This is a genomic window from Desulfosporosinus sp. OT, from assembly GCF_000224515.1.
Taxonomy (GTDB): Bacteria; Bacillota; Desulfitobacteriia; order Desulfitobacteriales; family Desulfitobacteriaceae; genus Desulfosporosinus.
In genome coordinates, this window is sequence record NZ_AGAF01000096.1 from 20,182 (window position 1) to 30,823 (window position 10,642).

Annotated in this window: 12 protein-coding genes; 5 read left to right on the top strand and 7 right to left on the bottom strand. The window is 41.7% G+C overall.

Annotation, left to right across the window (positions count from 1 at the left end; all coding sequences use genetic code 11):
- Positions 1-72 precede the first annotated feature (72 nt).
- Together DOT_RS31780 and DOT_RS31785 are read right to left on the bottom strand one after the other, a co-directional pair.
- On the bottom strand, positions 73-333 hold the full coding sequence (locus DOT_RS31780; protein WP_242833803.1) for a pentapeptide repeat-containing protein: 261 nt from the start codon (positions 331-333) through the stop codon (positions 73-75).
- A gap of 34 nt (positions 334-367) precedes the next feature.
- Positions 368-646 (bottom strand): pentapeptide repeat-containing protein, encoded by a 279-nt coding sequence (locus DOT_RS31785; protein ID WP_009617146.1) that lies wholly within the window; start codon positions 644-646, stop codon positions 368-370.
- A 212-nt stretch (positions 647-858) separates the two neighbouring features.
- Here DOT_RS31785 and DOT_RS08645 point away from each other — a divergent pair, with 212 nt between their 5' ends.
- The 3 genes from DOT_RS08645 to DOT_RS08655 all read left to right on the top strand — a co-directional run bounded on the left by DOT_RS08645 (position 859) and on the right by DOT_RS08655 (position 3,723).
- Positions 859-1,314, top strand: coding sequence for a MarR family transcriptional regulator (locus tag DOT_RS08645; RefSeq protein ID WP_009617149.1), 456 nt, complete (start codon positions 859-861; stop codon positions 1,312-1,314).
- The gene (locus DOT_RS08650) at positions 1,314-2,921 is read left to right on the top strand and encodes an MDR family MFS transporter (protein WP_009617151.1); all 1,608 of its coding nucleotides are present in this window, start codon (positions 1,314-1,316) and stop codon (positions 2,919-2,921) included. The genes DOT_RS08645 and DOT_RS08650 overlap by 1 nt, the downstream gene beginning before the upstream one ends.
- Positions 2,922-3,255: 334 nt before the next feature.
- Positions 3,256-3,723 (top strand): hypothetical protein, encoded by a 468-nt coding sequence (locus tag DOT_RS08655; protein WP_009617153.1) that lies wholly within the window; start codon positions 3,256-3,258, stop codon positions 3,721-3,723.
- Here DOT_RS08655 and DOT_RS08660 read toward each other — a convergent pair.
- On the bottom strand, positions 3,715-3,942 hold the full coding sequence (locus DOT_RS08660) for a GNAT family N-acetyltransferase (RefSeq protein ID WP_009617154.1): 228 nt from the start codon (positions 3,940-3,942) through the stop codon (positions 3,715-3,717). The two genes, DOT_RS08655 and DOT_RS08660, sit on opposite strands and share 9 nt — an antisense overlap.
- Positions 3,943-4,317: 375 nt before the next feature.
- Between DOT_RS08660 and DOT_RS08665 the strand changes: the two genes are divergently transcribed.
- Together DOT_RS08665 and DOT_RS08670 are read left to right on the top strand one after the other, a co-directional pair.
- Positions 4,318-4,782 carry a hypothetical protein gene (locus DOT_RS08665; protein WP_009617155.1) on the top strand — a complete coding sequence of 155 codons (465 nt, stop codon included), beginning with the start codon at positions 4,318-4,320 and terminating at the stop codon, positions 4,780-4,782.
- Between the two features lie 64 nt (positions 4,783-4,846).
- Positions 4,847-5,473, top strand: a complete 627-nt coding sequence (locus DOT_RS08670) for a DUF4085 family protein (protein WP_009617156.1) — start codon at positions 4,847-4,849, stop codon at positions 5,471-5,473.
- 44 nt (positions 5,474-5,517) lie between these two features.
- On the opposite strand, the gene DOT_RS08675 is transcribed toward DOT_RS08670, so the two are convergent.
- From DOT_RS08675 to DOT_RS08690, 4 genes are all read right to left on the bottom strand, one after another.
- Entirely contained in the window at positions 5,518-6,375 is an 858-nt protein-coding gene (locus tag DOT_RS08675; protein WP_009617157.1) for a GNAT family N-acetyltransferase, read from the bottom strand.
- Positions 6,376-6,917: 542 nt separating this feature from the next.
- Positions 6,918-8,531: a membrane protein gene (locus tag DOT_RS08680; protein WP_009617158.1), complete on the bottom strand. Its 1,614-nt coding sequence runs from the start codon at positions 8,529-8,531 to the stop codon at positions 6,918-6,920.
- A 23-nt stretch (positions 8,532-8,554) separates the two neighbouring features.
- Positions 8,555-9,436 (bottom strand): ABC transporter ATP-binding protein, encoded by an 882-nt coding sequence (locus DOT_RS08685; protein WP_009617159.1) that lies wholly within the window; start codon positions 9,434-9,436, stop codon positions 8,555-8,557.
- Between the two features lie 363 nt (positions 9,437-9,799).
- The gene (locus tag DOT_RS08690; RefSeq protein ID WP_009617160.1) at positions 9,800-10,351 is read right to left on the bottom strand and encodes an MFS transporter; all 552 of its coding nucleotides are present in this window, start codon (positions 10,349-10,351) and stop codon (positions 9,800-9,802) included.
- Positions 10,352-10,642: the final 291 nt, after the last annotated feature.

Below are 10,642 nucleotides of genomic sequence, written 5' to 3' on the forward strand. Positions count from 1 at the left end.
CTCTTTAAGCGTGGTTCGTCGAAGCCCTCCCCAGTATATTTGCCTGTAGCAACCAAGGTTTTCTTCTGAAAATTAGCTCTTAATTACAAGTCCTAATAGTTTTGAAAATGATATTACTTGTTCAGGGGAAACAATACATCCATCCAGATCATCGACGGTAACCCCTAAGCCATCTATTTTACAACTGCTTAAATCAATTCCCTTTAGGCTTGCTCCTGACATTCCAGTTTGTTGTAGATTAGAATTGTGAAACGCGACTTTTGAAAATTTAGCTTTGTAGAAGTCAGCGCTGCTAAGTGAACTATTATTAAAATCAACCTGTTTACAATCCAAAAAACGGAACAAAGCATAACTTCCATCACATTCATCAAAAAGTACATTTCACATTTGATAAATCGCAGTTTTCAAACCTAACATCGACTAAATCAAGGTATTTAAAGGACACATTGTCAAACTTTACGTTCTTAAAAAGCACTTTATTAAAAGACCCATGGTCAGCATTTTGATCCTTGCACAGACCATTGCTAATAATCCCCCTAGTAAATGAATCTTCTGATAGAATACACTTATCGAAAATTGAAAGCATATCTAACTCCTTCGGGAGATTAGGAGATATTATTTCCAAGCTTGATTTCCTATCTTCCATACTACACTCCCCACTATAACTATTTAGGGAATCGCCATTGATTCCCATTGTACCTAACTATGGAAGCGTTTTATATTCATCTTGCAGAATCCATCAATTTGCCTATCTATGCAACTGATTTAAAAGATCAACGCTTTTCCAGAAGTTTACTAGTGTATTTTTAGCTGACAAGTCGTATAATTTACTAAGTAAACTATTGAGGTGGTAAAATAATGGCTAAGAAATCACAAGAACTCGCCCAAGACTTACTGCAGATCTTCTCACAATTTAAACGGCCGAGTGGGCAACAACCTTTTACTAAGCTGGGCATAAAACCTAGCGAATTCATATTGCTAAACATGCTCCTCAAGGATTGTGATGATCCTTCAGTGGGAATGAGAGTCTCTGAGATCAGTGAAAAGCTGGATATTACTCCCGGCGGCGTTACTCACACCATCAATTCTCTGGAAAAGGGTGGATTCATTGAACGCTCTGCAGACCCCAATGATCGCCGCATCGTCTTAGTCCGGGCAACGGAGAAATGTCAAAAAGTTATCAAACGGCTTTATGCTGAACAGCTCCAATTTGTTGAAGGGTTGGTAACCTTTCTGGGAGAGCAGGACAGCCGGGAATTCACTCGGCTGTTTTCCAAAGCCTTAGATTATTTTAAAGAAAGCAGGAGAAAGTAATGGAGACAAATCAAAGACGCAAAATCTTAATCGTTGGCTTGCTCTTAGGGATGTTCTTTGCGAGTTTAGACCAGACAATCGTTGGAACCGCAATGCCCAGAGTGGTTTCCGATTTACAAGGCTTAGATATTTTCGTCTGGGTAACAACAGCTTATATGTTAAGCTCCACAACAGTAGTGCCCATCGCCGGTAAGCTGGCCGATATTTTTGGCCGCCGCATTATGTATGTCCTGGGCATTGTTATATTTATGTTGGGATCAGCCTTATCGGGACAGGCCCATTCCATGACAGCCTTAATCTTATCTCGTGCCCTGCAAGGCATTGGCGGTGGGGTCATGATGCCCATGGCAATGACCATTGTCGGAGATATCTTCCCGCCGGCTCAAAGAGGTAAATGGCAGGGACTCATGGCCGCGCTCTTTGGCCTTTCCTCCATCGTCGGTCCTACCATCGGAGGCTGGATTGTCGACCACTCTTCCTGGCGCTGGGTATTTTATATCAATATACCCGTGGGTATCCTGGCCGCAGCCACTATCTTTGTGGGGCTTTCCGGTGAAAAACAGGTAAAAGCCAAAGACCACCAAAGTATCGATTATGCAGGAGTTATCACCCTCATTCTGGGTGTCGTGCCTCTGTTGCTTGGTTTAAGTCTTGGCGGCAGAGATTACGCTTGGAATTCCTGGCAAATCCTGAGCCTATTTGTGACAGCGATTGTCTGCTTAGGTTCCTTTATCTGGATTGAGAAAAAAGCCAAGGACCCGATCCTAAGTTTGCATTTATTTAAGAACAGAGTCTTTACTTCCGTCAATCTGGTTGGTTTTCTCATGGGCTTTGGCATGTTTGGCGCGATTACCTTCTTACCCTTATATCTCCAGGGTGTTTTAGGCGTAAGCGCCACCTCCTCAGGCAATACCATGATTCCGATGATGGCGGCCATGATGCTGACCAGTATTTTGGGAGGCAAACTGGTCACAAGAATTCCATTCCGCACCCAGTTCGCCTTGGGAATGTCTACTATGGCGATCGGCTTTTATTTGATGAGTACCATGAATGTTTACACCAGTCAATCCACAGCGATTTTCAATATTATTTTCTTAGGCTTAGGCATTGGCTTAGTCATGCCGACGCTGACGATTGCCGTACAAAGCGTGTTTCCTCCGGCTGAGCGAGGGGTTGTCACCGCTGCAACTCAATTCTTTCGCAGTATCGGAAGTACTCTTGGCATGACCATTCTCGGAGTTGTTATGAATCATTACTCAGCAAGTTATTTACAAACTGATTTCATACCGGCGGTTAGCAAGCTTCCCACTATGCAAACAGGGCCTCTGGCCGGTATGCTCTCTAAGGCCAATACGGATCCCCAAGGATTGTTTAATATTCTGCTGAGTCCTGACACTCTCAACAACATTCCTCAATCACTGCAGCAAGTCATGCTGCCTCCCCTCAAATTAGCCTTAGCCAACTCCCTACACTACGTTTTTCTGGTAGCCATGGGGATTGTCTTCTTTGGGATCGTGGTTAGTTTGCTTATGGGAGATGCCAGAATTGAGGGCGAAGCAGCGTCTAAACCAAAGGTCAAACTGGAAGCCGAATTAAATAACGCTTAAGGCAGATACTCAAAGGCCTTTAAATAAAAAGCACCCGGAAGTTCACACCTGTGAGCTTTCGGGTGCTTGGTCGAGTGCTCTTATCCTGTCTTTGCGTGCTCCCCTTTGACTGAGAGCTTTGTCTTGCGACGCTTTTTAGCAGTAATGCCTATAAAAGTTCAGACATTGGGCTTTTAAGTAATCGGTATAAGTTCAGCAGATTTTTGGTAATGTCAGAAGCACCATTAGGTCGGTTATGACTAAGATTAAAAAAGAATAAATATCCCAGCCACCCCCAATAATAAGGGTAATGTCCTGGATTGTAAACTTCAAAACTTCAGATCGGGAGGTTTCTATGCCTATTTACTATTTCCATCTCATAAAACTTTTAATATTTCTCACCCTGCTTATCATAATTGTTCCAAGGGCCGAAATACGCCGTCTCGCTGTCTATGGAATTATCTTCGGCAGTGCCTATGATGTAATAGGGCTCACAATTGGACACTGGGCAAACCTATTTCGCTGGACTAATTTCGAACCCTTCGGCTATAACTATTTGCCCCTGGACTCCCCTATAGCCTGGTGTGCCTTCTATATTATTTATTTCCATCTCCTGCCCAAACAAAAACCTTTACTATATGTCTTTCCTCTGTCAGGAATCGTTATGAGCATGGTCTATTCCAGAGTGCTCGTCAATTTAGGCATGTTCATTGAGCCTTACTTCATATTAAGACTGGCCAACTTCACCTTCTGGTTCTGTCTGGCAACCTGGGGATACCTAAAATTACATAATTACATTGAAGCAAAAAAAGAATTATCTTAAATCCTTGCGAAAAATATAATCCGTTTGTTCTTCCTGACCCATATAAAATGGATGCCGGCCGATAACATAAAAACCGTGCTTTTCATAGAACTGAATGCCGCGCCGGTTTTTCTCCCAAACGCCAAGCCACAAATAGAATTTGCCCAAGTCATTGCCCATACTTATGGCCTTATCCATGAGTACCTTTCCTAAACCTTGGTCCTGAAAGCCTTTGGCCAAATAGCTGTGCCGCCCAAAATCAAAACCCTCATACCATCACCCCGGAATGTCAGATTTTTTCCGCCAGCATGGGCTCGTACATCATCAGGGCATGATTCTCCGTAACCAACTCATCGCCAATTTGACAATGGTCATACCCGAAGATTCGCCGCCTGATCACATTATGGCGTAGATAGCCCCCACCACGCCTGGCTAATCAGTTTTCCCTGCTTTCCTTGTTGCATTTTGAAAGGAAGTTTATCGGCAATGGCATTCCGGAGCATTTTAATCATCGATTTTTCCGTAGGAATGGATGGGGCGGCGAAACGGCTTAGTCTATGGTGAAATGTGGATTCCGGTTATCAGGAAATAAAAGAGACAAAAGGAGAGCTGGAAATGTCCTATATCGTTGATTTTAAAAATGTGTCTACGGTTGGTATAGAGTCATCACCTGTGGCAGAAGCGCTTGCTGGTTTACGTGCAAATGAGGCCCGTTACTTTATGAACAAATACAAGCATAAATTTACGGTTGTACCGACTGGCGAGTCCCAGGAGACCCTTGATTATGTGAACCGAATTTTGAAAGAAGAACGAGATATTGAGTTTGCGGCTAAACCTTTAGAAACGACGCGTTTTCAGGTGGAAAATATCAAATGGGCCTTCGTCTTTTATGAGGATGGTCTTGCAATCAATGTCATGTATACGGTTGATGACCCTAAGAAGCGAGCCGTTGGTTTTAAGCTCTCTGAGGGGATGAAGGTACCAAAGGAGTTAGAAGGGAAGTTTAAGTTTGCTAGGCAGAAGTCTAAACTAGCCGGAACAATTCGGGGTTCGTTTTTTGTAATTAAAGGAGAATATTAGAGCAAGCCAGATACGAGGACCATTCGATCGATCAGAGTTTGGCTTCCCACAATAAGACCTACCGATGCAACTGATCCGCCCAGTTGCAAAACATAATACTGTAGTGTTGACAAGAGTTAATAGAAGCCAAAAACCAGAAAACTTGTTATATCGACAAAAAGAAAATCCCTTGTCCACAGACGCTCTTGTTCAGGCGTACTCTTTCCTCCTCACAAACATGTCCATTTTGATCTGGTTGAATCACTTGGAGCAAATCGCCGATGTGCGGGTGTTCTCCCTGGGTTATCGCACCAGGGACATTCTGCAGCAGCTGATAAACCTGAGTGAAGAAAACAGAAAGACAGTGCAGCGGGTTTCAAACGAGTATTCCAAAGCCCGGCAGGCGGAGGACATTCCTCAAACCATCCGGGAAAGATTCGCTTTTCACGATTGCCTGGTAACAGCGTTTAGCGTTGATCAGGATGTTGTCATGCACCTCGACACGCGGGGCGGATTCACCAATTATAACAGGATTACCTTTGCCGCCGCTGAAATGATTAAGCGGAAAAGCCTATTATTGGGAGCACCTGGCTTTATCAGGAGCTGTATCGCACGGAAAACGGTTATGAAGCCCATATGCTTTTTGCCGGGGATGGAATGCCTGAGCTGGTTATCCGCTGTCAGGATATCATTGTCGAGGAAACATCTATAATCACATTCACAAAACGCAACTTGACGAAGGTACTGGCGCCTGTTCTATAGTACTATCTCGTAATAGTCGTAAATTGTAAGTGCTTTAAATCCACAAGATACATACAAAAACAAGGCTTTCTCATTTTTGACCGCTACCTCAAGTAGGACCGTTTTAACTTGTTGGGATAACAATTCCAATAGTATTGTACATAATACCTCTCTACCATACCCTCGTCTTCGATATTCAGGTTTTATACCAAAACCAAAAATGTAGCCATTACTTTCTTCCAGCATTACGCCAATTTTACCAATAAATTTTCCTTTGAGCTCAGCCACATAGGTTGAATGATAGACTTTATCGAAGTCATCGTTCTCCATTTGCTCTTCAACTAATCCAAAACATAATCCATCCAAATGTATAAGATCCAAATAATCTCTGGATTCAGCTTTTCGTAGTGTTATGCCGAGAGTTGGAAAGCCTGGGACTTTCGATTCATCAAATCTCATTCTATACTCAGAACATGAATACTGAGCATGGGTGAACTTTACAAAACTTGTTCCAGAGTCCGAAGACCGTTCGGTAATCAGCAGAATCTTTCTCGCTCCCCGAGCTAAACACTCTTGCTTGGCAGCATTAAAAAGCTCTTTGAATATTCCCCTACACCTATAGTCAGGATGCACCATCCCCATAATTTCTATTTCTTTGGATTTCTGTTCAATATCATATAAGCCCAGAAAACCAATTAGCCTACTACCATCATAATATAATAAATCATTTGTCTCATCGGCGGAACGATTCATGAGCATACCCCAATTGAGTTTCATGGTTAATCTATCACGTTTACAGCATACCTTTTCCAGTTCTCGGATGTCCTGTTGTTCACTATTTGATAGCCCTCTCGCTAAAAAATGTTTTTGCAAACTTATCCCTCCATTTTGATCTATCTTCTATTTTCGTGTTATCCTCATCAAACTGAATCGTTAGTGTATCTCTTATTTTAACTGACGCATAAAATCACATAACTGTATTGAGCAAATAAATAGAGTGCAACAGGACATGCCCGTTACACTCTACGAAACTATAACGATAATTATCGCGATAGTTTGAATGTCAGCTTTATTGACCGTATCGGCAAAAGTTGACACTGCTATAACTCAAATAGTTATTGTAGAAAATGATCTGTAAGGCGTTATCCCAAAGCACAAAATTTGCACTTTCAGAAAGGCACACTTAAAAAGGCAGGTTAACACCCACGTTTTATAGAGTAACCTCTCTCACTGTTTAGTTAAAAATCACCATTACAGAACACTTAACAAAAAAACCAGCCTCTCATGTTTAAGTATGTACTTAGTTTATTACATTTCTTTGGCAAATGTCAATTATAGGGTCTTATAATTATCCTATCATCGAGTGTTGTAATTGTGGCTCTTTCAAAAGATGTTTTGAAAGATGCCTTATCCATTTATGCTCCTTCAACCATATCCCGTTTGTGATATCCAATATAGCCAAATACCATCAAAGTGATACTAATCACTGTCATAGTAATAAAAGTTGTTCCATTAAACTTATCTGCCGGCATCCGAGGAATCCAACTTTGAACGGCCGTTTTGGAAAACCATTCCGGCAAATTTAAAATTCCGCCAAAGTAGTTTAATGCAAAAGAATAACCAAGATATACATAAACAGCTTTACCTAGTATTGGTGCCCAGCCTAAAGCCAAAGCTGCAAGTCCGGTAAAGAATAACACAGAAGGCAGGAAGTTATAGCCTGCGGCGATGAAATCTCCCATATTCATAGATGAGCCAGCACCCATTGCAGAAATTGCTGTACCGCCAAGACCGCCTGAAGCTAGCAAAATTCCCACTACCCCGGCAATGATTGCCAAAATGACACTTGTCCAATAGAGCTTAGCCCGAGTCACTTTAGTAGAATAAAGCTGGCTTAAATGTAGACGCCCTTCTTCCGAGAAGAGTTTATTAACGATGGCAATTGGTAAAATTGAGACTAAGCCAATCATTACCATCATAATGGTTCCAGTAAATGATTCTTCGATTGAAACACCTGATAGTGTAAACATTTTACTCATCAGTTCATTACTACTAAGGAAGGTCTGCATATCTCCATAAATCGAACCATAGGCAGCTCCCATGATTACGAAAGCAATCATCCAGCTAATCATTACGCCTTTGTTAATCTTGATAAACAAACCAGGTACGGACAGCAATGATTTTTTCGCTGCCTCCCGCCCTTCTCTTTCAGGTAAGTAACCGGCGCCCATATCACGACCGCCTTCAAGTGCAAAAGCAATCATCACTACGATGATATTGAAGACTACAGCAGTAATCAGAGGTACCCAATTATTTTCAGTAAATGGATAAGTCAGATAAGTCCAACCCATAGGATTAATCATTGAGAAATTAACTTTTGACACATCTGTACCAGCACGAACGATATAGAGTAAACCTACAATTCCCAGAGATGCGCCGGTTGCACCGGATGAAGTTGGCATAATTTGCGCCATAACCAAGGCAATCACAGCTCCCAGGATACCTGCCATCCCGACTGATGCCCCGAACAAGAATGATCCCTTGGCAGAAATCGTATCTGCACCAAAGCTAGTCATAACCCCGCCAATAACAAGCGCTAATAAACTATTGATAAATACTATTTCGGTAATCACAGCAAACGAATTGGCTTGACGCCCTACTTGGAAGGAGCGCACTAGTTCGGTAAGCCCATGCTCTTCTTCCTTACGAGTATGGCTCACAACATGCAAAGCCGCTATAATCATCGCAAACAAACCACAGAATAACAACATTTCTTGCGCATACATTGCACCCAAAGTATAGTCTGCTGCTGTGTCTACTGGTGTCGGACCAACCATTGAAATCATGGCAGGATTTTGCATGGTTTCATACATCCCCAGCAAACCTTGCCCCTTGCCGATTACTTCAAAAGCTGGAACATAACCACCTGAAAACAAGCCTAGACCTAAAATCCAGATGATATTTTTTTTCCAATCACGTTTCAGATATTGAACAAATAGTACACCCCAACGTGCAAATTTCTCTTTCATAATATTTTCCTCCGTTCCAACTCTCAGACTTCATAATGACGCATGAATAAGTCTTCAAGCGTTGGCGGCACAGCTTCAAACTTCTTAACACCCAATTTTGCCGCTTCAGTCAAAATATTATTGATATATTCATTATCCGCAGAGAATGTCACTTGATTGCCTTTTTGCTCGAAATCATGGACACCGTTAACAGATGACATCTTAGCCACATCACCTTCTGATTCCAAAGTCACTGTAGAACGGGTTAAGTGACGTAATTCGTCCAATGTTCCAGTTTCAACGACTTTTCCTTGTCGAATGATAGCCACCTTATCTGCTAAACGTTCGACTTCACTCAAAATATGAGAGGATAGTAAAATCGCTTTTCCTGCATGCTTGATTTTTTCAACTTCATCCTGGAAGACGGCTTCCATCAAAGGATCAAGACCGGAAGTCGGCTCATCGAAAATATACAAATCGGAGTCCACTGACAACGCTGCGATTAAACCAACTTTTTGACGATTTCCTTTCGAATAGCCTTTTGCCTTCTTTTTAGGATCCAATTCAAAACGTTTAATCAAATAGTCACGTTTATTCTTGTCTCCGCCGCCATGTAATTCAATAAATAAATCAATAATTTCGCCACCTGTTAAGCTACCCCAAAGAGCTACATCCCCTGGAACATAAGAAATTCGCTTATGAATCTCCAGGCTATCCGTCCAAACATCCTTGCCAAAAATTTTCACATCCCCGGCATCACGATTGATAATTCCCAATAAAGTACGAATCGTTGTTGACTTACCCGCACCATTTGGCCCGATAAAGCCGACAACTTCTCCAGCATTTAGAGTGAATGTAACATCGTGTAATGCTGTAAATTTACCAAATTTTTTTTGCAGCCCTTGAACTTTAACAATCTCTTCCATAACACTAAAACTCCTTCTAAAACACATTTCAAAAATATTTTATGATTCTTTCAATTTAAGGCTAAATTTAACTTTTGTTTTTAATGTTCTAATCTAATAAATTAATCAAATAACATATTTGGAATTATTATTTGTTCAATATTTCATAATTATACCTATAAAATAATGAGATAGAATATGAGCAATCCGCAAAAAGAAAAAAGTAAAGAACCGCAACAAAAATAATTTATTACAGTTCTTTTTCATGTTGTATATTAGGCAATTCACACCCGCTAATACCAAGCTTTTCGCTCTATCAAAACGACGGTCTCAACATGCACCGCAAATCGAGATTTTTCATTAAACTTAGAATGGTGCCTTCTTCTAAACTCCACGAACTGTATCGGATCTTGTACTATAGAGATAATACACGTAAAGTAAGAAACCCAGAAAGGTGATTAGCGTAGTTGCTAAAAAGGTAACCTCATATGAGAAATGCTGAATGACCGTCCCCATAATTAAGGCACCTAAACCAAGCCCGCCGTCAAAGGCAATAAAGAAAGTCGAAACTGCAGCCCCTCTCTCTGTATGACCGGCTCTGTCCACTGTCCATGCCAAAATTGACGGTTGTGCAGCTCCAAAACCAGCAGCATATATAACACCAACCAAAAGAAGAAGCGGGAAAGACCACGTATAGGCTAACAAGAGTGTCCCACCGGCCAATAAAAGCATTCCTGGCATGATAGCCGCTTTGCGGCCGTATTTATCAGAAAGGCGTCCCCAGATCCCCCTGGTCAAAAGTAACGTTAAGGCGTAAACGATATAATAAAAAGCATAATCTGACAAGCCCAGAAAAGATCCTGTAATTCCTCGCTCCATTACTAATGTCGGTAAAAAACTTACCACACATCCGTAACCAATACTTGCGGTCATCATTACAAAACCCGGCAAAAGAGCTGCTCGACTTATACGAGGACCATTCGATTGATCAGAGTTTGGCTGATAACGCTCATGTACCGACCCAGCAAATACAAATGCAGGGAGAAGAGTGAGCGCGGCATAGTTGACTTGTCAATTAAGTAATGAATAGACAATCCAAGTAGGACGGGTGCCGCTCGTGCCAGCTGCTAAATTTATGAGCGGAGAGGTGATTAAAGAAGAAGATAAAATCGTATATGCCGCCTGAAGAAAAAGAGCACATCCAACAGCTGATAAACCTGAGTGAAG

Excerpts from the sequence above, each read along its gene's own strand:
- DOT_RS08665 (WP_009617155.1), top strand. The coding sequence starts at position 4,318 with ATGTCCTATATCGTTGATTTTAAAAATGTGTCTACGGTTGGTATAGAG.
- DOT_RS31785 (WP_009617146.1), bottom strand. The coding sequence starts at position 646 with ATGGAAGATAGGAAATCAAGCTTGGAAATAATATCTCCTAATCTCCCG.
- DOT_RS08690 (WP_009617160.1), bottom strand. The coding sequence starts at position 10,351 with ATGATGACCGCAAGTATTGGTTACGGATGTGTGGTAAGTTTTTTACCG.
- DOT_RS08650 (WP_009617151.1), top strand. The coding sequence starts at position 1,314 with ATGGAGACAAATCAAAGACGCAAAATCTTAATCGTTGGCTTGCTCTTA.
- DOT_RS08645 (WP_009617149.1), top strand. The coding sequence starts at position 859 with ATGGCTAAGAAATCACAAGAACTCGCCCAAGACTTACTGCAGATCTTC.
- DOT_RS08655 (WP_009617153.1), top strand. The coding sequence starts at position 3,256 with ATGCCTATTTACTATTTCCATCTCATAAAACTTTTAATATTTCTCACC.
- DOT_RS08685 (WP_009617159.1), bottom strand. The coding sequence starts at position 9,436 with ATGGAAGAGATTGTTAAAGTTCAAGGGCTGCAAAAAAAATTTGGTAAA.
- DOT_RS08680 (WP_009617158.1), bottom strand. The coding sequence starts at position 8,531 with ATGAAAGAGAAATTTGCACGTTGGGGTGTACTATTTGTTCAATATCTG.
- DOT_RS08670 (WP_009617156.1), top strand. The coding sequence starts at position 4,847 with ATGCAACTGATCCGCCCAGTTGCAAAACATAATACTGTAGTGTTGACA.